A 21,319-nucleotide genomic window follows, 5' to 3' on the forward strand; every position below is an offset into this window, starting at 1 on the left:
GTCTAACACTTCGACACTCAGGTCTCAGGAAAATAATCCCAAAACCAGCAGCACCAAAACGCCGCCAACATATCCCTTCCAATTCCATATTCAATTTTCAAAGATCAGCATCTCAACCAACCCCGCCAGACCCTCGAAGAAGGCCCCGCCGTGTCGGTGAACGGGCTTATACGGCCACCACCCATCACTGTCAAACAATCATCACACAACACTTATCCACAACACTAACCCACAGATTTCCTGAACTTTTCCCCCTTACACACATTTTCCATTCACAAAACAAAACTAAAAAAATCAAAAAAAACGCCAGAAAAATCTGGCGCTTTCTTCGAAAGTCCCGGTTTCCCGCGACAATCAGTCTGCGGAGGACGAACGACCGTTAATCGTCAGGCCCTTGTCGTCCGCAGAGACGGTAATGGTGTCGCCATCCCGGATAGTCCCATCCAGCAGAAGTCCTGCCAGAGGGTTCTGAAGGCTACGCTGGATCACCCTCTTCAGCGGACGGGCGCCATACACTGGATCATATCCTGCTTCGGCCAGCCACTCGGTCCCCTTCTGATCCAGATCCAATGTGATCTTGCGATCTTCAAGAAGCTGACGCAGGCGACCCAGCTGGATGTCGACAATCCGTCCCATATCCGCGCGTTGCAGACGGGAGAACAGGATGATCTCATCCAGACGGTTCAGGAATTCCGGCCGGAAGTGATTGCGCACCACCTGCATGACCTGCGCCTGCACCAGTTCCGGCGATTCACCATCTTCCTGATTGGCCAGCACATCTGAACCAAGGTTACTCGTCAGAACGATGATCGTATTGCGGAAGTCCACAACACGCCCCTGCCCATCCGTCAGACGGCCATCGTCGAGCACCTGAAGAAGGATGTTGAAGATGTCCTCATGGGCCTTCTCCACCTCATCAAACAGGATGACCTGATAAGGACGACGACGCACAGCTTCTGTCAGAACACCACCTTCGTCGTACCCGACATACCCCGGAGGTGCACCAATCAAGCGCGACACCGCATGCTTCTCCATGAATTCACTCATGTCGATCCGCAGCAGGGCCTTCTCGTCATCGAACAGGAACTGGGCCAGAGCCTTCGTCAACTCGGTCTTGCCCACACCCGTTGGACCAAGGAACAGGAACGACCCAATCGGGCGGTTCGGATCCTGAAGCCCTGCCCGGGCACGACGAACGGCATTGGAGACAGCCACAAGTGCCTGCTCCTGCCCGACCACACGCTCACGCAGCGTATCTTCCATCCGCATGAGCTTGGCGCGCTCGCCTTCGAGCATCCGATCTACCGGAATACCCGTCCAGCGAGAGACAACCGATGCAATACCCTGATCCGTGACGCTATCTGCGAACAAACCAGATTTGGATGCTGCGTCTTCCTCTTCCTGCGCCTTGGCAATTTGAGCTTCCAGGTTTGGAATCAGGCCGTACATCAGCTCGGAAGCCTTCGCGAGATTCCCCTGACGCTGCGCCACATCCACATCGGAGCGTGCTGTATCCAGCTGCTCCTTCAGCTTCTGAATGGCGTTCACGCGATCCTTTTCGGCGTGCCACTCGGCACCCATCGCATCGGACTGCTCTTCCAGATCAGCCAGTTCGGCCTCAAGAGCCTGCAGACGATCCTTGGACGCCGTGTCGTCTTCCTTACGGATGGCTTCACGCTCGATCTTCAGCTGAATAATACGGCGATCGAGTTCGTCCAGAGCTTCAGGCTTGCTGTCAATCTGCATCCGCAAACGGCTGGCCGCCTCGTCAATCAGATCAATGGCCTTATCCGGCAGGAAGCGATCCGTGATGTAACGGTTGGAAAGCGTTGCAGCAGAGACGATGGCGTTATCCGTGATGCGCACACCATGGTGAAGTTCATACTTCTCCTTGATGCCACGCAGAATAGAGATCGTATCCGCAACAGATGGCTCACCGACGAAAACAGGCTGGAAACGACGGGCAAGCGCGGCGTCTTTCTCGATGTACTTGCGGTACTCATCGAGTGTCGTCGCGCCAATGCAGTGCAGCGTCCCGCGAGCAAGTTCCGGTTTGATAAGATTGGACGCATCCATCGCACCGTCGGAACGGCCAGCGCCCACCAGCGTGTGCATCTCGTCAATAAAGAGAATGACCTCGCCTTCGGCCGTCTCAACTTCTTTGAGAACTGCCTTCAGACGCTCTTCAAACTCACCACGGAATTTCGCACCTGCAATCAGGGCGCCCATGTCGAGAGACATCAGTCTCTTGTTTCGGAGCGCTTCTGGCACATCGCCATTAACGATACGCAACGCCAGACCTTCAACGATTGCGGTCTTACCAACGCCTGGCTCACCAATCAGAACCGGATTGTTTTTGCTGCGGCGGGCCAGAACCTGAATCGTGCGCCGGATTTCCTCATCACGGCCAATCACCGGATCGAGCTTGCCAGCCTGTGCAATCGCCGTAACGTCACGCGCATACTTCTTCAGCGCGTCAAACGTATTCTCGGCAGATGCGCTGGTCACTGTCCGCCCTTTGCGGATCTGTGCAACGGCACGTTCCAGCGCAGAGGCATCGGCCTTTCCTTCAACCAGCGCTTTACCCGCGGCAGATCCGCTCGCAGCAATGGCCACGAGCAGACGATCCTGCGCAACGTGGCTGTCACCCGCGGCTTTTGCAGCGGCTTCAGCGGAGTCCAGCAGTCTGACGAAATCAGGAGTGGCTTGGGGCTGACCTGCACCGCCGCCCTGAACCTTTGGAAGTTTGGCAAGTGCTGCATCATTGGCAGCCTGAACAACTTTTGGATCACCACCCGCAGCCCGAATAAGGCCGGATGCGGCACCCTGATCATCATCCAGCAGGGCCTTGAGCAGATGCTCCGGCGTCAACTGCTGATGGTAGTCTCGAAGGGCAATAGTCTGTGCGGCCTGAAGGAAACCCTGGCTCCGCTCAGTGAATTTCTGAATGTCCATTCTAATATGTCCTCTCATGCCCCGTATCGGCAGCATATGGTGTCTCGGTCGCCCCCGAAGGCGACGACCGGTGATGAATATTTAGGCACTCATTTTTTTGTTTCAAGGGCATCCCGATGACGTTTCGCTGGCCCGTGCAAGACCATGTCGGCCTCTGACAACCTGCCAAACGCATTCCGCTGCTGGTGCCAGTAAGGATAAATCAGATCCGGCGCACTGACATCGTCAAGCCGTGCGACCTGTGCCTTTGTCAGACGCAATGATGCCGCAGCCAGATTATCCAGCAACTGGGTTTCCTTACGGGCTCCAATCACTACGGACGTCACACCCGGTTTGTGCAGCAACCATGCCAGCGCAACGCGCGCAGGCGAGACATCGTGTTCCTCTGCGATCTCCACCAACACTTCGACCGTATCGTAGAGTTTTTCGATATTGCGGACTTCCGGTTCCGGCCAACCCGAAATACGGCGGCTATCCGCAGGCGCCGTTTTCCCGCGACGATATTTGCCCGTCAGCAGCCCACAGGCCAGCGGGCTCCAGATCTGAACGCCCAGTCCTTGATCCACAGCGAGTGGCAGAAGCTCATATTCCGCATCCCGTGCTTCCAGAGAATAATAGATCTGTTCGGAGACCGGCGTAATGAGACGGTCCCGCTCCGCGGCAGACAGAAGCTTCATGGCCTGCCAGCCAGCAAAATTGGAAAGTCCCGCATAGCGGATCTTGCCCTGATCCCGAAGCGTCTGAAGTGCCTCCAGCGTCTCTTCAACCGGCGTCAGACCATCCCATTCATGCAGGTAATAAAGATCGATATGGTCTCGCCCTAAACGACGCAGGCTGTCATCACAGGCATTCAGAATATGATGCCGCGACAGACCCTCTTCGTTCGGGCCTTTGCCCGTCGGAAACCGGACTTTGCTGGTCACAAGCAGTTCCCGGCTTCTGCCTTTCAGAACACGGCCAAGGATTTCTTCGGCCTCTCCACCCGAATAACCATCGGCTGTATCAAACATGTTGACGCCATGCTCGACGCAGAGATCCACCATTCGTGTGGCCTCTGAGACGTCAACATTACCGGTGGAAGCGAAATCGCCCTGCCCTCCGAACGTCACAGAGCCAAAATTGAGTGCGGAAATTTTCAGGCCAGAGCGACCTAGCTGACGATACTGCATATCCATCAGGTTCCTCTTCTGAGACAGACCATGACACACAACACCTCAACGGTGGATCAGTCCCGGTAAAATCGGCCCCGCTCTCATCATCGTGAGCAAGGCGACTTCTCATGCTCGTGCACTCTGTTCAGGAACGACAGGTCAGTCCATGATTGATGTCAAAACTTTTCCTGTCCCGGAGCCGCCATGCCGTCATTCCGTCTCCGCAGAGCCCTGCTGTCCTGCGCGTTCCTGTCTTCCCTGCTTCCCGCCTTACCGGCCATGGCCTCCGAACCTGCATCATGCATGCTCGATCTTGCCAAAACTCGGAACGGAACGCTGGGTCTACCCACACGATCAGAAGTGACACCGGATGGACATTCGGTTCTCTTCCTGCGTTCTGGCCCGTTCGACACACGCCTGCATCTGTTCCGCTACGATCTGCCTGACCACTCGCTGCATGAACTTGCAGCCCCGGAAGCTGGTCCAGAGCACTTGTCCGTTGAGGAGAAAGCCCGGCGAGAGCGGGCCCGTCAGTCCATGTCTGGCATCACCGACTATCAGATGAGCGAAGATGGCGGCACGATCCTGGCATCTCAGGGTGGACGCCTCATCCGCATTGCCGCTGATGACGGCCGGGTATCTTCCGTTGATGGCAACTGGATCGCGCCCCGCCTTTCCCCGGACGGACAGACCATTGCCGCAGTGCGGGACAATGACCTCTACGCGGTCAATCTGGTAACGGGCGCCGAAACACGTCTGACCACTACAGGCACAGAAACGCTCACCAATGGGTTGGCCGAATTTGCCGCAGCAGAAGAACTGGAGCGCCCGGATGGCGCCTGGTGGTCTCCAGACAGTCAGACCGTGCTGTTCGAAGAAGCCGATTCAGACAACGTCGAAAAACATTACATCACCAATCCAGAGACGCCGCAGGCGGCCCCTGTTGAGTTCCGTTACCCGCGGGCTGGCACGCCCAATGCACGAACACGTTTTGGTCTCACCAGCATCAAAGGCGGAGACGTTCGCTGGATTGGCTGGGATCATGAAGCATGGCCCTACATGGCGCGTGCGGTCTGGCGGAAAAACGGTGGCCTGTTCCTTGTTCTGCTCAACCGGGAACAGACGCAGGAACAGGTTCTGTCTGTTGATTCAGCGACAGGCAAAACAACGCTCCTCCTTGCAGAAAGCGACAAGACGTGGCTCAATCTTGATCCGCGCGACGCCGGTGGCAGCAATGCCTTACCCGTCGTGTTGAACGGCCAACAGGGTTTCCTTTGGGCCTCGGAGCGCGGAAAGACATGGCAGCTTGAACATCACGCCGCAGACGGGTCCCTGAAGCGGGTTCTGACGCCCGATACCATGCCGTATGTCGCGTTCAATGATTACGACGCTGACAGCAACAGCGTTGTCGTGACGGTACGCCCGAACCGAATTGATAACGAGGTCGTCCGGATTTCACTCGCAGACGGCAAGATCACTCCGTTCATCACGGAGCCGGGCATCCACAATGTCCATTTCACCAATGGCACCCATCGCCTTCTGGTCGATGCTTTTGTCGCCGCAGACGGAAGTCGGCGCACTCTTCTGCGGGACGCCAAAGGGAAAATACTCGCCAGCCTCCCGGGTATTGCGCAGCCCCCTCACCTTCCCGTCCACGTCCAGTTCACGACGGCTGGGGAACGACAACTCGATGCCGCAATCATCCGGCCAGAGCATTTCCAGAAGGGCCATTACTATCCGGTCGTGCTGTCCGTCTATGGCGGCCCCGGCGTAAAGCTGGTGCACGATACACCGTCGAGCTTTCTGGAAGACCAGTGCCTCGCCAATCAGGGCTATGTCGTTGTCACGCTGGATGGACGCGGCACTCCGGGCCGGGATCATGACTTTGAGCGTGCCATCAAAGGCAACCTGATCGATGCTCCCCTTCAGGACCAGATCGATGGCTTGCAGGGGCTGGGCAAAACCTACCCTGAACTCGATCTGTCACGGGTGGGTGTTTATGGCTGGTCTTTCGGGGGCTACTTCACGGCAATGGCCACCATCCGCCGTCCGGACGTCTTCAAAGTCGGCGTTGCAGGTGCACCCCCTGTCGATTTCGCCGATTACGACACCGCCTATACCGAACGCTACCTGAACACCCCGCAGAACGACCCGGAAGGATATCGCAAAAGCAACGTCCTAACCTATGCGGACGGCCTGAAACGTCCCCTTCTGGTCATGCATGGCCTGACAGACGACAACGTGTACTTCGAAAATACCATGAAGCTTACACAGGCCCTTCTGAAAGCCGGGAAACCTTACGATCTCCTTCTGCTCCCCGGCACGCATATGCTGTCTGATCCACTCTTGCGCGCGCGCGTAAGCCAGCGCCGTGCAGAGTTCCTGAGTGACGCTTTAAAGCCCTAAGGTTGATCTGCCTGGGCCGCACGATCCGAATGTTTCGGAGAGGCAGCCCAGGCTTTCAACGCGGCCTGATATTGCCGCGATGCTTTGAGCCTGGGCATATAGGTAATGGCGCGATGGCTGGAGAGTGGGAAGGTCTGCCCATTAAACGATCCTCGCGCGCCACAATGCCCAACCCGACAAGCACTGTCAGCATCCTGTAAAACAACATCTTTCCCAGTCCGGCGAAGCGTCAGGCGACAGGGCTTCTCGCCTGCCATGAAGGGTGGTTCCTGATACACCAGAGCCTCTCCCTCCATGCGGCCGATGCCTGACAGGGAACACATGTGCCCATTGAAGAACTGTGTTTCTATTCGAAGATAGGCCGCCTCTGCACTGACGGGCACAACCTCCAGAACATTGTCGCTCCAATAGGTATCACCCGACACGTCACCGTTTTGGAAATGCGTACTGTACCGCCCGGAAAGCTGATTCTGTTCAAGAGCGGAGCGCCCCATCGCAGCATGAGCCATTGTCGCTCCCGCCAGAACCACGCCCAAACAGACAGCAACACTCCGCATCTACAAAGCTTCCCTCTTAGTGAGACAGCTCCGGAATCAAAACCAGAAGCGCGTCCATTGCCGGACCAACGGCGGAAACCGGCGTCCGTTCATTCAGTCCATGCATGAAAGAGTCTGAATTCTTGATGAAGATCGGGCTGATGCCATAGCTGGGAACACCATGAGAGCGGAACCACATGCTGTCGCTCGCTCCGGATGACATGGCTGAAAAGACCGGCACTCCCGGATAAACCGCATGAATAGCGGCATCAATCGCATGCACCACATCAGGCCGCATGGGAGATGCAGCAGTTTCAACAGACCCTTCTGTCGCGTCTTCAATCTTCATACCCGGGTCCTGCGCCGCGTCGCGCAGTTCAGCCATGATCGAAGCCCTGGAGTGCCCTGGAAAGATGCGACAATTGATATTAGCCGTCGCCCGCTGCGGAAGCGCATTGAGCGCATGACCACCTTCAATCATCGTGACCACACAGGTTGTGCCAATCCGCCCCACAAAGGACGGGTCAGCCGATAGCGTGGTAATAGCCTTTTCATCGGCTGGATTGGCTGCGAACGCCTTCATGGCAGCCGCAATATCAGGCTTCTGCCAGCGGGCCGCGTTGACAAAGAAACTACGGCTCAGGTCATTCACTTCCGGTTTGAAGCGATGTTGCTGGAACCGCAGAAGATCGGCACTCAGCTCATCAATGGCATTGACGGATCTCGGCTCCGAAGAGTGACCACCGGGGTTCGTCACGGTCAGACGGAAATCAGCGTAGGTTTTTTCCGCACCTTCCCATGTGAAATAATCTGGCTTCCCCGTCTTTTCATCCAACGTGCCATTAGCCCCGTCCATGTTCAGAACAAGTTCGGCATTGGACAACCTGTCAGCGATGATGGCGCCAGTTGCCATCGTCGTCTCTTCATCTCCCGAGAACTCGATGATGATATCCCGGCGGGGCACGTACCCTTCTTTTTTCAGCTCCAACAGAGCAGAAATAGCCAGTGTATCATCCAGCTTCATGTCCGTTGAGCCACGGCCGAGCAGATAGCCATTTTCAATCTGTGGTTTGAAAGGATCATGCGTCCAGTCAGATGCCTTGGCTTCAACCACATCCATATGGCCGGAAATCACCAGCGGCTTGAGAGACGAATCACGGCCGGGCCAACGGGCAATCAGATACGCCGTATCCTTGTAGGGCGTGATCGTCACATCCGCAGGCGCAAAACCTCCCTTAACCAGAGCATCCCGGAAAAGGGCGGCGACCTGTGGTGTCTGGTTGGCAGGCCCCGCGACCGATCGCAGGGCGATGGCTTGCTCTGCAAGGTTCAGGGCCTGAGTTGCGGCGTCATGATGCTGGGGAGCTGCAGCAAGCGCGCTCCCGCTCATCAGGGCCAGTAACAATCCTGCGCCAATCGTATTCCGCATCGTCTTCTCCTGCATCAGATGCGAAATCGTAACCATACGGACAGTGGATGCCTAGCCGGAGCGTTGCAGGACATTTCCATCCATCCGACGAGACGGTTTCAAAATGTCCTGCAATGGCCTTCCGTCAGGCCGCGAACCCATCCAGCAGGCTCACGCCGGATTTTTCAGACATGGTCTGACGGTAAGCCTCAACCCCGAGCGGGTAACGCAGCCCTTTGATGAGTGACATGCTGTGAAGCTGAGCAAACAGATGGATATCGTCTGTGGAAAGCGTGCCATTCACGGCTTCTGGAGACTGGATCAGAGGCTCGAGCTCTTCCAGCAATGCGTTCAGCTCTGCAATTTCCTTTGAGCCATCTGCCAGAATTTCCCAGAACGGGCCCGTAGATTCTTCCTTGCGACGAATAAAGCCCGCCCGGGAAGACGTTGTCGCGAATTCAGGCAAGGGTGCGCAAACTGCGCGCGGCAGGAAGAGCCGATACGTGGCCTTGCTGCTTGCACGCAGCCAGTCTGCAATGTCCTCGCGAACCGGTCCGTTCAGAACCGGCGCGCCAACTCCATCAATATGGGAGACGATATCCATGCTCTCCGGCATGTATCGACCGTTCTCCTCCAGAATCGGGACAACCTTTCTCCCAACCATACTGATCGGGCCAGCTTCGTCGTCATTCAGGAAAATACGCTTTTCGAACGGGATGTTTTTCAGGCCAAAAATCATCATGGCCTTCACGCAGAACGGGCAGTGCTCATAAACGTGAAGGATACGGGTTGTCTGATTCATGATCTGAAAATCCTCATGTCTGTCAAAAGTCGTTGCTCCGAATAAATCGGTCAGGCTTCACCCATCGCGGAGGAGAGCAGCAGCGGATCAATGTTGATGGCCGCCAGTGCCTTTCCCCATTTTTTCGAATGATCCATGCCAAAGACAATCTCATCGCTGGCCGGCGCAACCAGCCATGAACTATCCCTCAGGATCTCTTCTTCAAGCTGACCCGGTGCCCAAGACGCATGGCCAATAGCCATCAACGCCCGCTTGGGGCCCTGCCCCGCAGCAAGCTCCCGCAGCACATCCAGACTGGCCGTCAACGTCGCCTGATCATTGACGCCCAGGCTGCCCTCTCCGTTCCAGTCTGTCGAATGCAGAACAAACCCATGTGAATGATCGACGGGGCCACCCATACAGACGGCAATCCGGCGTTCCGGAGGGTTAGGCTCGATTCCGAGTTGCGCAAAAAGATCATCCAAACCCGGCTGGGCCAGACGACGGTTGATAATCAGCCCCATCGCCCCGTCTTCGGGGGAGTGAGCACAGAGATAGATCACGCTCTGGGCGAAGACTGTCTCCGCCAGTTGCGGCGCCGCAACCAGGAGCATGCCTGTCAGGTTGTCATTCTGTCCGGCGAGTGTTTTCTTCATTCTCTACAAATGGGTGCATCTCGTGCCTCTTTGCAAGCGTTCCCATGTCGAGAGTTTTATGGAGGTCTTCATGTCCCTTACCGTTCTTGTGACCGGTGCCACTGCCGGCTTCGGACACGCCATCGCCACACGCCTCGTACAGGATGGCCATCGCGTCATCGCCACAGGAAGACGGGCAGAACGTCTTGAGGCCCTGAAAGCCGAACTCGGAGACAATCTTCTCCCCTTCCCTCTGGACATGACGGACCGTGACGCACTCCGCGCACTGCCAGGCAGCCTGCCGGAAAACTGGCGAACCGTGGACGTTCTGGTCAACAACGCGGGCCTAGCGCTCGGTATGGAGCCAGCACAGGAAGCCAAGATCGATAACTGGGAAACGATGATCGCCACCAACGTCTCCGGTCTGGTGGAAATGACCCACGCACTGCTGCCCGGAATGGTCGAGCGCAACTCCGGATATGTCATCATGCTCGGCAGCACTGCGGGCCTCTACCCCTACGCTGGCGGCAATGTTTATGGCGCCACGAAGGCGTTCGTGCGGCAGTTCAGCCAGAACCTGCGAACGGATCTTCTAGGCAAGCGCATCCGCGTCACGGATATTGAACCAGGTCTGTGTGGCGGAAGCGAATTCAGCTCTGTTCGCCTCAAGGACGACGACAAGGCAGCCGCTGTCTACAAAGACACCACGCCCCTGACACCGCAGGACATTGCAGAAACAGTCTCCTGGCTCGTGGGGCTGCCATGGCACATGAACGTTAACACAATGGAGATCATGCCTGTCTGTCAGGCTTCTGGTGGCCTTGCGGTGAACCGTCATGTTGGCTGAAAGCGGTATTCCCTCGCGCCTGACAATTACGGACGGCACGAAGTTCAAACTGACCGACTTCAGAACTGATGACCGGATTGGGCACGACAAGAAAAGTGCCCATACCCGCATCCGGGACTGCGTGGACCGGATGGCTATTCTGCAGGGGCGTCTGGCGGCCCATGGGTCCCACGGTATTCTGGTCGTGCTGCAAGGGATGGATACGGCAGGAAAGGATGGCGCTATCCGCCATGCCTTTTCCGGTCTGAACCCACAGGGCTTTCACGTCACATCCTTCAAGACACCCGCTGGTGCCGCGGAAAAGCGCGATGACCTCTGGCGCGTCCATCTGATGGCGCCAGCCCGTGGCGAAATCGCGGTTTTCAATCGCAGCCACTATGAGGATGTTCTGATCGCACGTGTCCATCCGGACATCGTCAGAGCACGCGGCCTCAACCCGGATGAGCCCGGCTTCTGGGACCGGAGACTGGCAGACATCCGGCACTTCGAAAGCTACCTGACGCACCAGAACGTCATCATTCTAAAGCTCTTTCTGCATATCTCTGCGGATGAGCAGAAGAAACGCATTCTCAAACGCCTGACCCAACCCGAGAAGCGCTGGAAATTTTCTCCGTCGGATCTAGCCGAGCGTGAGAAGTGGCCGGATTACACCAAAGCTTACGAGGCTGTCATTCAGGCAACGTCCACTCCGGAAGCCCCCTGGCACATCATCCCGGCTGACCATAAATGGGCAGCCCGCTTGATGGTCGCCGAGGCCCTGCTGGAAACCATGGAAAAACTTCACCTTAAAGTACCCGAAGAAAAGCTCTCTGACACATTGAGGGCCGCCCGTGATGCCCTTCTCGCAGAAGGGTCTTCCAGGACATAATAAAGAAAAACCCCCGCCGGATCACTCCGGCGGGGGTTTTCAGTTCTGACGTGAAATCAGAAATCAGGAACGACGCTTGCGGCTCGCACCTTCACCTGATGAGCCACCAGCGCCCGGCTTCGGACGACCGAAACCGGAACCGCCACGGCCCTTGTAACCGCCGCCAGCACCGCCACCGCGCGGGCCGCCCTTGAAGCCGCCACCAGCACCACCGCCGGACCGACCAAAGCGCTTGCCTTCGCCCGGGTTACGCCCACGGGAACCATAGCTGCTGCCACCGGCAGGCTCAGCAGACGGCTCGATCGTCACTTCGTCAGGCTCAGCACCAGCCACACAGGACTTGAAGCGCTCGACGCTCTCATCCGTGATCTGGAAATAAGTCTGATCCTGCTCGATGCGGATGCTGCCGATGTCACGCTTCTGAACGTTACCAAGACGGCAGATCAGCGGGATCAGCCACTTCGGATCAGCGCGCTCCGTGCGGCCGACGCTCATCTTGAACCACTCGCCCGACACAATGCGCTCTTCGCGCGGTGCGCGTTCCGGACGATCGCCACGGCTCTGTGGAGCCTCAACAGACATCGCACGGATCTGCTCAACGTTCGGCAGGCGAGCACGGTACATCTGCACCAGCGCTGCTGCGAGCTTCTTCGCGTCGTAGGTTTCAGCCAGCTTCAGAACCAGCTCATCCGTCGTATCTTCCGAGGCGTTGGCGAGGATCGGATCGTCCAGAAGACGCTTCGTGTCCTGAGCGGCAATCGCGTCAGCCGTAGGAACGGCTTCCCACTCAGCATTGACCCGTGCCATGGCCAGAAGACGCTCAGCGCGACGACGCTGGTTCATCGGCACCATCAGCACACTGGTGCCCTTCCGACCCGCACGACCTGTACGGCCAGAACGGTGCAGCAGGGTTTCAGACGCCGTCGGGATGCTGGCATGAATCACGAGGTTCAGCGCTGGCACGTCAATGCCACGGGCAGCAACGTCAGTCGCGACACAGACGCGAGCCTGACCGGAGCGCAGGCTCTCAATTGCACGGCTACGCTCGTTCTGGCCCATTTCACCGGAGATAGCGACGGACGCAAAGCCACGCTCCAGCAGAGCTGCCTGCACCTGACCGACCATCATACGGGTGTTGCAGAACACCATAGCCGTCGGGCTTTCGTAGAAACGCAGAACATTCACGAGGGAACGCTCGATTTCCTGCGGAGCCGTCACGACACAGCGATAGGTGATGTCAGAATGCTGCTTGGCGCCGGAAACCGTATCGATGCGCTTGGCATCTTTCTGGAAGCGCTTGGCAAGAGACGCGATTTCGCGCGCAATTGTTGCCGAGAACAGTAGGGTGCGACGCTCGGATGGGGACGCATCCAAAAGCTGCTCGAGCTCGTCACGGAAGCCCATGTCCAGCATTTCGTCAGCTTCGTCGAGAATGACGCAGCGCAGACCGGACAGGTCAAGCGAACCACGGGACTGATGATCACAAAGGCGGCCTGGCGTTCCCACAACGATGTGGGCGCCACGGCTGAGGTCGCGGGCTTCACGGCGGGCATCCGTGCCACCAATGCAGCTCGCGATACGAGCGCCGGTCTCGGCATAGAGCCACTCAAGTTCGGACTGGACCTGAAGGGCCAGTTCACGCGTCGGGGCAATAACCAGAGCCAGCGGCTGTGGCGACGGCGGGAGGCGATCAGCCTCACCAAGCAGCGTCGGCGCAATAGCCAGACCAAAAGCTACGGTCTTGCCTGAACCCGTCTGGGCGGAAACCAGAAGATCACGATCCTCCAGCCCTGGCTGCAGAACTGCTTCCTGAACGGGAGTGGGCTGTTCGTAGCCACGCGCCGTCAGGGCGCGCAGAAGGGCAGGATGAGTATCGGGGAAAGGCATATTTAATGAACACTCGGCAAACGTCACGCCGACGGCAAAAAGCGGCGGCTGGGATGCCGCTGCATAAAGACTTCCGAGCATAAATGCCAGAAGTAACGCATCCGAACCTGCGAATCAGGCAAAATCAGCCTCTGGGCTTCCGCCCGACAACCGCCCGAACCGTGTCACGCCACGCCGTCAGATCTTCCGGAGGAACGACTTCACCTGTGTCGAGTTCCCCAAAACCAGCCTTCGAAAGAAGAACACTGACAAGACGTGCGCGGTCTTCTGGCTCCAGAGCCTGCCACATTGCAACAGCTTTCTGCTGATGAAACTGATCTGAGAATGTGACAATCAGAGGAGCCCCTTCCTTCAGAACACGGAGGGCTTCCGTCAGGACTTTCAACGGCTGCGTCAGGTATGCCACCCCGTCACACAGCGTTATGGCGTCGATTGTGTCGTCTTCGAATGGCAGTATGGGATCTGCGTTCAGGTCCTGTACGATCCGTGTCGTCAGCACAGGATTGGCGTCCAGCGCAGCCTTGGACGCTCCCAGTCCGATGGCGTCCTGAAACCGGGCCTCTTCCGGGTAATGGCTGAGCGATCCTGCCATCAGATCCAGAACCGTGCCTCCAACAGGAAGAGAGGTCTGGTAAAGTGCCGCAACCGCCGTGCGGGCCCCCATGTCCATCAGCGAATCCGGAAGACGCTGCGCATAGAAGATCGTATCCGGTTCATTATTGACGCGCGTAAACGCTGCTGCGTGAAAACCTTCAACCTGTTCCGTGCCGCTCATGTCCATCTCCTCCTGACTGACCTGTCGAAATGAGGGTATGTTCCTCGTGCGTCAACCCGCAGGATGCTCTATGGGAGGCACCATCATGACCCTTTCTTTCACCAAGATGCACGGCCTGGGCAATGATTTCATCGTCATTGATGGCCGCGAAACCGACCCCGCCCTTGACGAAGCCACCATCCGGCACCTGTGCGACAGACGCTTCGGCATCGGCTGCGACCAGCTCGTCCTGCTCTCTGCCCCAACCTTGGAAGGTGCGGATGTTCTGGTCCGTTTCTTCAATGCTGATGGGTCGGAATCCGGCGCCTGCGGGAATGCATCGCGGTGTGTTGCCAGTCTCGTTGGTAACAATCCCGTTCTCCAGACCCGGGCCGGACTGCTCCTTACGTCACAGGATGGCGATCGCATCACGGTGAACATGGGTGCTCCCCGGATTGGCTGGCAGGACGTGCCGCTGTCCAAGGATTGCGACACACTTCACCTGCCCCTGCATGATGCAGCCGCCTGCTCCATGGGAAATCCTCATGCAACGGTTTTCGGCGACGTATCGCGCGCAGAAGACCTCGGCCCTTCTCTCGAGAAGTCTCCGCTCTTCCCGCAGCGCGCCAATATCGGATTTGCAGATCTCATCACCCCCGGTCACATGCGTCTGCGCGTCTGGGAACGCGGTGCGGGTTTAACACTGGCTTGCGGCTCTGGAGCCTGCGCTGCCGTGGTGAACGCCGTACGTCGAGGCTTGGCAGACCGGACCTGCCTCGTGACCATGGACGGTGGAGACCTGGAAATCACCTGGCAGGAAAATGGGGACGTCCTGATGACCGGACCGGCCACAACCGTTTTCCATGGCAAGCTTCCGTGACTGCCCCTTCTGTCCTGACATTCGGCTGCCGTCTCAACGCGCATGAGAGCGACGGCATGGCGCATCACGCCCGTGGGCAGGATGACACCATCATCGTCAATACATGCGCCGTCACGACCACAGCAGAGCGACAGGCGAGGCAGGCCATCCGCCGCGCTCACCGCGAGCGCCCGGATGCAAAAATAGTCGTGACAGGCTGCGCGTCGGAAATTGACGCCAAACGCTGGATGGAGCTACCCGGCGTGGTGCGGGTTGTGCCCAACGCTGACAAGCTCAAGCCCACCACATGGGGTGACAGCAAGCCCGGCCTTCCACCATCACGGCATGCCCGTGCTCTGCTTCAGGTCCAACAGGGATGCGATCATCGCTGCACGTTCTGCATCATCCCCTATGGCCGGGGAGACTCCCGCTCTACCCCCACAACGGAAGCTATTTCGAGAGCCCGCGCCCTGACTGAGGCAGGGCATCGTGAAATCGTTCTCACAGGTGTTGATATTGCTTCATGGCAAGGCACAGATGGCGAAGGTCTGGGCCGGATGTGCCGGACGCTCCTGCAGGACGTTCCCGCCATCGAACGTCTGCGCCTGTCGTCCATCGACCCTGTCATTCTTGATCCGGAAACGGGAGATCGGGACCTCTGGTGGCTTCTGGAAAACGAGCCCCGCCTGATGCCACATCTGCATCTGTCTCTTCAAGCTGGTTCTGATCTCATCCTCAAGCGCATGAAACGCCGACACACCACCACGCAGGTCGCGTCCATGCTCCAACATGCTCGCGCCTTACGCCCGAACATTGGTGTTGGTGCAGATCTCATCGCGGGCTTCCCGACAGAAACAGACACGCTTTTCAACGAAACCCTCTCCTTCATCGAAGAGCAGGCTATCCCGTTCCTGCATGTCTTTCCCTACAGCGAACGCCCCGGCACGCCCGCCGCCCGAATGCCTGCGGTTCCTAACGGAGAGCGCCAGGACAGAGCAGCCCGCCTTCGTGCAGTCGGCGAGGCCAATCGCGATACCTTCCTTGAAAGGTTCATTGGCAAGACTGTAGACGTCCTGATCGAAACACCAGACCGGGGCCATTCTCCCGAGTTTGCTGCTGTCCGCCTAGCAGACAACGCCTCCCCTCCGCCTCGAGGCAGCATCATTCCGCTTGCTATCCAAGGTGTATCAGAAGGGCATCTGCTGGGACGTACCCTCGCTTAGAAATTGGCTATTATAACGAATCTGGTCGGAAACAAATTCCAGAAGAAGACCTGCGGCGCGATCCTGCCCCGAAGAGAGTGTCAGATCGCACAATTAAGATCTGTAACAAACACCCTGCGGCGCGTTTGCCTTCAGGAAATCGACGCTACAGACTTGACGTTAGGCCTGACCTGTCCGAACTCCCGTAAATGGCTGGATTTTTCTCACGACTCAAACAGGGTCTTTCACGCTCGAGCTCACGTCTCGGAGCTGTGTTCACGCATCGCAAGCTGGACGATGCCGCTCTTGAAGAACTCGAAGACGAACTGATCGCGGCAGATCTGGGGCCTGTCGTAGCAGAGCGTGTCATCGAGAGCTTTCGCAGCTCCCGTTTTGGCAAGGACGTCACAAGTGACGAAATTCGCGATGCCCTGGCCGAAGAGATTGCGCGGGTTCTGGAGCCCGTTGCGATCCCGTTTGAACCTGATCCGAAGAAGAAGCCACATGTCGTTCTCGTGGTGGGCGTCAACGGTGTAGGCAAGACCACAACCATCGGCAAAATGGCCCGTCATTACAGCGAAGAAGGCAAATCCGTCATGCTCGTGGCGGGAGATACCTTCCGTGCTGCGGCTGTCGAACAGCTTCAGGTCTGGGGGCAACGCTCAGATGTGCCCGTTATTGCGGGAAAACACGGAGCAGATGCTGCCGGCCTCGCCTATGACGGCATCAAACGCGCCACGGAAGAAGGCAAAGACCTTCTCTTCATCGATACGGCCGGCCGCCTGCATAATAAGGGCGCGCTCATGGAAGAGCTGGCCAAGATCATCCGCGTCATGCAGAAGTTTGATCCCACCGCTCCACATTCCGTATTGCTGGTGCTGGACGCAACGACCGGTCAGAACGCCATTGAGCAGGTGCGGGTGTTCCGTGAGCTGGTGAACGTGACAGGCCTGATCGTGACCAAACTGGACGGCTCTGCCCGCGGTGGAATTGTGGTCGCACTTGCAGAACAGTTCAAATTACCCGTGCACATGGTCGGGGTCGGCGAACAGGCCGAGGACCTGCGCCCGTTCTCAGCTCAGGATTATGCGCGCGGTCTTGTGGGTGGAGCTACGGGAGATCTTGCCTCCCGGCTTGTCGAGAGCCCCTCAGAAGAAGAAACCCCGGAAGATTGAAAAAACCAGCCCTTTCAGGGCTGTCTCTCACCGTCTGAAGTCAGCCATTCCTCTCGCAGGGCGTCGATCTTCTTTTCGATGGCCCTGCGCTCTCTGCGAACATAATCCGCATACCAAAGTCTGGCACCAATGGCAGACGCTTCAGCGACCAGCCACGCCACACCAACGGCCATCCAGTCCATCACAAGCAGCATTGGCTGCATAATTTGCTGGGTGCAGGCCTCCCAATCCCCATGCGACAACCATGCTTCCCTCAAGGGATGAACCATGACAGCCCCCAGATAAAACAGAACGATCATGATCCGCTGCCGATCAGCATCCGGATCGATGAACCGGAGCACGATCAGCGGCAGCAGCAGAACACCGCCCACAAGCAGACTGCCCGGCACATATGCCAAAAGCAGCCCAAGGATGAGGCCATGCCACCATTTGAAACTGGCCTCTGTCACGCGCGATCGCACTGACTGGCGGGTCATTCACAGAACTCCAGCCAGATACTGGTCATCGCGACAGCAATCCCGATCAAGAGTGAGAAGAACTCCCCAGCATTGCGAGCCTGTTTTTCATGGACAGCTTTGCGGACAGGCTCCTCTTCGAGAACTTTCTCAAGATGGGCAATCTCTGCTTCAGCCTGTCGAGCCAACTTGCGATCATGCTGCAAGCCGGCTGGGTCAGTGACGTTATCAAGAAACTTCGTAAGATTTCCCGTTTCGGCCAGCTGAAAAAGCCGGGCACGACGCTTTGCTCTCGTCGTTTTGCTTCGCCATTGCTTAAGCTCGTTTTCCAGCAAGGAAAGCGCCCGCTTTGCCACAGTACTGAGGGGCGTCTTGTCGAAACGGCGTTGGGCCGCAGCCATCAATGTCAGATCCGAAAGCCAGGACGGAAGACCCGCTTTCTGGGACTGCGCAAGTGGGATGATCCCCTGGCGCGCGCAATGACTTTCCAGAAAAGTCCGCATCTGATCGTCCAGAAAGCCTGAACGCCCCAGGTCGTCGGCAGAAAGCTCCTGTTCCGAAACGTGCCGATCCAGCCATTGCAACAGACCTGCCGACAACGAGATCCGTTCTTTCAGGCAACGAGAAGACAGACAGGGCTGATAGACATTCACATCGTAAGGTACACGACGGATCTGCTCCATTCCCTTTGCACCCGTTCGGCGGGCATCAGTCGCGAGATCATTGATCTGCTTTGCCTGCAATGCGGGCAGCGAAGGAACATCAAACACTTCTGGGCTCGTCATCAGGAAGCCGGCTATCCCACGGATATTGCGCTGCTCTTCAGGCGGAAACCGTCCGGCCTCGGCACATGCCAGCATATGAGGAATGGCGGATGGCCAGAACCAATGTCCGGCCCAGAACATTGGAGCTGCGGGGTCCAGAATGGCAATGGCCCGTGTCACAACCATTGTCGTCGGATCTACGGCTTTGTTTCCGCTAGATGGCAAAAACGCAATTCCAGCCTGTTCGATCAGGCTGGACATGACCGACAACTCCAGCTCTCGATGTAACCATTGGCTGACAATTTTTCGCTGAAGCAGAGACAGGAACTCATTGGGATATGTCCCGGCATACCATGCCAGTGCCTGTGGTGTTCTGACCTCCACACCGCCAATGACCAGAGGCGAGCGCGCGGGAATATCGGGCCGGATTGAAAACAGCTTGCTCGGCGCAATGGTTATAAGGTCATTGGGAGAAGGTCTGTTTTCGGGCCTGTCTGAAAGCATGGCTTCCAGAAGAGAGACCAGACCTGCAGGAACGTTATGCCCCTGCATGTAGGCCTCGGCAGACCCCACTTCAAAACGTCGTTGCAGAATTTCGTTATCTGACAGGCCCCTCAGGGGCACTTCCCCGATGCAAAGGGAAAGAACCAGTACTCCCAATGAGAAGATGTCGCAGGCAATTGTCCCGCCTCCCCGCGCCGTTGGATGACAGACTGCGGAAGACAAAGGCTCGAACAGGACAGGCTGCGCTTCTGCGTTACAGGCAACCCCAAGCGGGCCAACGACCACCTGATGCAGCCCCTGCCCAACAAACAGATTATCTGGCCGGATCCCACGACAGGTCAGCCCCATGGAGGAAAGCTTCTCAAGAGCATCGGCAATAGGGCGTATAACCCCATCAATGATCTGGCTTTCAGACCAGACACCCAGATTGTCTTTCAGGGACGGTCCGGGAGGGTGCGGACATAGCACCCAGAGCGAGCCTGCATGATATTCATGGGCATGCAGGCCGATAACACTCTCATGTCGGAAAAACATAAGATCGGAGAAATGAGGAGATGGCATGGACGGTGCCAGAGCCAGCCAGGTTGAACCTGTGGCTGTAATATCCTGAGCCACCCAGGCAGGACAGCCGCTGAGGTCAGGTTGTTTCTGGCTCGTATTCACCAGGTAACGGTCTGCGATCAGCAGTTCGGGGCGGTCATCTCCCTGAGTGTAATCCATGTCCGTTCCATCAAATTCCTGTCTGACACTCTATGCCGGACAGGAATTGAGGCTTCGTTAACGGACAGGCGGTTTCCCGTTCAGAAAAAACTCAGTCTTCGAACGGGTCACGCATCAGGATCGTGTCATCCCGCTCCGGGCTGGTGGACAGCAGCGTAACCGGAGCTTCAATCAGCTCTTCAATGCGACGAACATACTTGATGGCCTGTGCCGGCAGCTCACCCCAGGAACGGGCGCCCGCTGTGGTTTCCTGCCAGCCTGGCATTGTCTCATAAATTGGCTTCACACGCGCCTGTGCACCCGGAGCGGATGGGAAGGTATCGATCTTCTTGCCGTCCAGCTCATAGCCAACGCAGATCGAAATTTCTTCCAGACCGTCCAGCACGTCCAGCTTCGTCAGAGCAATACCCGTGACGCCACCAACGCGGGCTGCACGGCGCAGCATGACCGCGTCGAACCAGCCACAACGACGCGGACGGCCAGTAACGGTGCCGAACTCATGACCACGCTCACCGATCGTCCGGCCAACATCATCGAACAGTTCGCTCGGGAACGGACCTTCGCCCACGCGGGTTGTGTAGGCCTTGGCAATACCCAGAACGAAGCCGATGGAAGACGGGCTGACGCCACTGCCAGACGCAGCAACCGCAGCAACCGTGTTGGAGCTCGTCACGAACGGATAGGTGCCGTGATCGACGTCCAGCATAACGGCCTGTGCACCTTCAAACAGGATACGACGGCCAGCACGACGCGCTTCGTCCAGACGATCCCAGACCGGGCATGCGAAAGACATCAGACGCGGTGTGAATTCCGTCAGGAAGTCCTTGAGTTCTTCCTTCGTGAAGGTCTCAGCACCCAGACCCGCCAGCAGCGTGTTATGATGCAGAAGCACTTCGTCCAGCTTCCAGTCCAGCGTATCGGGCTCGGCCAGATCACAGACGCGAATGGCGCGACGGGCAACCTTGTCTTCATAAGCCGGGCCGATACCGCGGCCGGTTGTGCCGATCTTGCGATCCCCACGAGCAGCTTCACGCGCACGATCCAGCGCACCATGTACCGGCAGGATCAGCGGAGCATTCTCAGCAATCCACAGCGTTTCCGGCGTGACCTTCAGGCCCTGCGCCGTTACGCGGTCAATTTCAGACATCAGCGCCTTCGGATCAATGACAACGCCATTGCCGATCACGCCAATCTGGCCACGCACGAGACCCGATGGCAGTAGTGACAGCTTGTAGACCTGATCGCCGACAACCAGCGTATGACCGGCGTTGTGACCACCCTGGAAACGGACAACGATATCAGCGCGGCTGGCAAGCCAGTCCACGATCTTGCCTTTACCCTCGTCCCCCCACTGGGTTCCGATCACGGTGACGTTGGACATGAGCTGGCTTCCTCGACTTGGTATGCAGAGC

The 21,319-nt window shown here is 57.6% G+C and carries 17 protein-coding genes; 6 read left to right on the plus strand and 11 right to left on the minus strand.

Annotated elements, in window-relative coordinates; genetic code table 11:
• Positions 1-354 precede the first annotated feature (354 nt).
• Both clpB and KP705_RS12245 read right to left on the minus strand, forming a co-directional pair.
• A complete protein-coding gene (gene clpB, locus KP705_RS12240) occupies positions 355-2,955 on the minus strand; it encodes an ATP-dependent chaperone ClpB (RefSeq protein WP_203547778.1) in 2,601 nt (866 codons plus the stop codon).
• Between the two features lie 89 nt (positions 2,956-3,044).
• Positions 3,045-4,124, minus strand: coding sequence for an aldo/keto reductase (locus tag KP705_RS12245; RefSeq protein ID WP_064274815.1), 1,080 nt, complete (start codon positions 4,122-4,124; stop codon positions 3,045-3,047).
• A gap of 186 nt (positions 4,125-4,310) precedes the next feature.
• On the opposite strand from KP705_RS12245, the gene KP705_RS12250 reads away from it, so the two are divergent.
• Positions 4,311-6,512: a S9 family peptidase gene (locus KP705_RS12250; RefSeq protein ID WP_215764517.1), complete on the plus strand. Its 2,202-nt coding sequence runs from the start codon at positions 4,311-4,313 to the stop codon at positions 6,510-6,512.
• Here KP705_RS12250 and KP705_RS12255 read toward each other — a convergent pair.
• The 4 genes from KP705_RS12255 to KP705_RS12270 all read right to left on the minus strand — a co-directional run bounded on the left by KP705_RS12255 (position 6,509) and on the right by KP705_RS12270 (position 9,893).
• Complete coding sequence (locus KP705_RS12255; protein ID WP_215764518.1) at positions 6,509-7,069, minus strand: hypothetical protein; 561 nt, start codon at positions 7,067-7,069, stop codon at positions 6,509-6,511. The two genes, KP705_RS12250 and KP705_RS12255, sit on opposite strands and share 4 nt — an antisense overlap.
• A gap of 16 nt (positions 7,070-7,085) precedes the next feature.
• Entirely contained in the window at positions 7,086-8,477 is a 1,392-nt protein-coding gene (locus tag KP705_RS12260) for a M20/M25/M40 family metallo-hydrolase (protein ID WP_215764519.1), read from the minus strand.
• A 124-nt stretch (positions 8,478-8,601) separates the two neighbouring features.
• Positions 8,602-9,258, minus strand: coding sequence for a glutaredoxin 2 (gene grxB / locus KP705_RS12265; RefSeq protein ID WP_046900836.1), 657 nt, complete (start codon positions 9,256-9,258; stop codon positions 8,602-8,604).
• A gap of 50 nt (positions 9,259-9,308) precedes the next feature.
• Positions 9,309-9,893, minus strand: coding sequence for a YqgE/AlgH family protein (locus KP705_RS12270; protein ID WP_046900835.1), 585 nt, complete (start codon positions 9,891-9,893; stop codon positions 9,309-9,311).
• A 70-nt stretch (positions 9,894-9,963) separates the two neighbouring features.
• Between KP705_RS12270 and KP705_RS12275 the strand changes: the two genes are divergently transcribed.
• Both KP705_RS12275 and KP705_RS12280 read left to right on the plus strand, forming a co-directional pair.
• On the plus strand, positions 9,964-10,719 hold the full coding sequence (locus tag KP705_RS12275; protein ID WP_215764520.1) for an SDR family NAD(P)-dependent oxidoreductase: 756 nt from the start codon (positions 9,964-9,966) through the stop codon (positions 10,717-10,719).
• The gene (locus KP705_RS12280) at positions 10,709-11,587 is read left to right on the plus strand and encodes a PPK2 family polyphosphate kinase (RefSeq protein WP_215764521.1); all 879 of its coding nucleotides are present in this window, start codon (positions 10,709-10,711) and stop codon (positions 11,585-11,587) included. Before KP705_RS12275 ends, KP705_RS12280 begins: the two co-directional genes overlap by 11 nt.
• A 63-nt stretch (positions 11,588-11,650) precedes the next feature.
• Here KP705_RS12280 and KP705_RS12285 read toward each other — a convergent pair whose 3' ends face one another.
• Positions 11,651-13,474, minus strand: a complete 1,824-nt coding sequence (locus tag KP705_RS12285) for a DEAD/DEAH box helicase (RefSeq protein ID WP_215764553.1) — start codon at positions 13,472-13,474, stop codon at positions 11,651-11,653.
• A gap of 124 nt (positions 13,475-13,598) precedes the next feature.
• Positions 13,599-14,249, minus strand: coding sequence for a class I SAM-dependent methyltransferase (locus KP705_RS12290; RefSeq protein ID WP_200898331.1), 651 nt, complete (start codon positions 14,247-14,249; stop codon positions 13,599-13,601).
• A gap of 85 nt (positions 14,250-14,334) precedes the next feature.
• Here KP705_RS12290 and dapF point away from each other — a divergent pair, with 85 nt between their 5' ends.
• The 3 genes from dapF (at position 14,335) to ftsY (ending at position 17,464) form a co-directional block, all read left to right on the plus strand.
• Complete coding sequence (dapF, locus tag KP705_RS12295; RefSeq protein WP_046901012.1) at positions 14,335-15,108, plus strand: diaminopimelate epimerase; 774 nt, start codon at positions 14,335-14,337, stop codon at positions 15,106-15,108.
• Positions 15,105-16,310 carry a MiaB/RimO family radical SAM methylthiotransferase gene (locus KP705_RS12300; protein WP_046900831.1) on the plus strand — a complete coding sequence of 402 codons (1,206 nt, stop codon included), beginning with the start codon at positions 15,105-15,107 and terminating at the stop codon, positions 16,308-16,310. The genes dapF and KP705_RS12300 overlap by 4 nt, the downstream gene beginning before the upstream one ends.
• Positions 16,311-16,498: 188 nt before the next feature.
• Positions 16,499-17,464: a signal recognition particle-docking protein FtsY gene (gene ftsY / locus KP705_RS12305; RefSeq protein ID WP_046900830.1), complete on the plus strand. Its 966-nt coding sequence runs from the start codon at positions 16,499-16,501 to the stop codon at positions 17,462-17,464.
• Positions 17,465-17,478: 14 nt separating this feature from the next.
• On the opposite strand, the gene KP705_RS12310 is transcribed toward ftsY, so the two are convergent.
• The 3 genes from KP705_RS12310 to KP705_RS12320 form a co-directional block, all read right to left on the minus strand.
• Positions 17,479-17,940, minus strand: a complete 462-nt coding sequence (locus KP705_RS12310) for a hypothetical protein (protein ID WP_215764522.1) — start codon at positions 17,938-17,940, stop codon at positions 17,479-17,481.
• Positions 17,937-19,907 (minus strand): protein kinase domain-containing protein, encoded by a 1,971-nt coding sequence (locus KP705_RS12315; RefSeq protein WP_215764523.1) that lies wholly within the window; start codon positions 19,905-19,907, stop codon positions 17,937-17,939. The genes KP705_RS12310 and KP705_RS12315 overlap by 4 nt, the downstream gene beginning before the upstream one ends.
• 91 nt (positions 19,908-19,998) lie before the next feature.
• Positions 19,999-21,288 carry an adenylosuccinate synthase gene (locus tag KP705_RS12320; protein WP_064274773.1) on the minus strand — a complete coding sequence of 430 codons (1,290 nt, stop codon included), beginning with the start codon at positions 21,286-21,288 and terminating at the stop codon, positions 19,999-20,001.
• Positions 21,289-21,319 lie beyond the last annotated feature (31 nt).

It is taken from the genome of Gluconobacter sp. P1D12_c, assembly GCF_018812105.1.
GTDB classification, from domain to species: domain Bacteria; phylum Pseudomonadota; class Alphaproteobacteria; order Acetobacterales; family Acetobacteraceae; genus Gluconobacter; species Gluconobacter oxydans_A.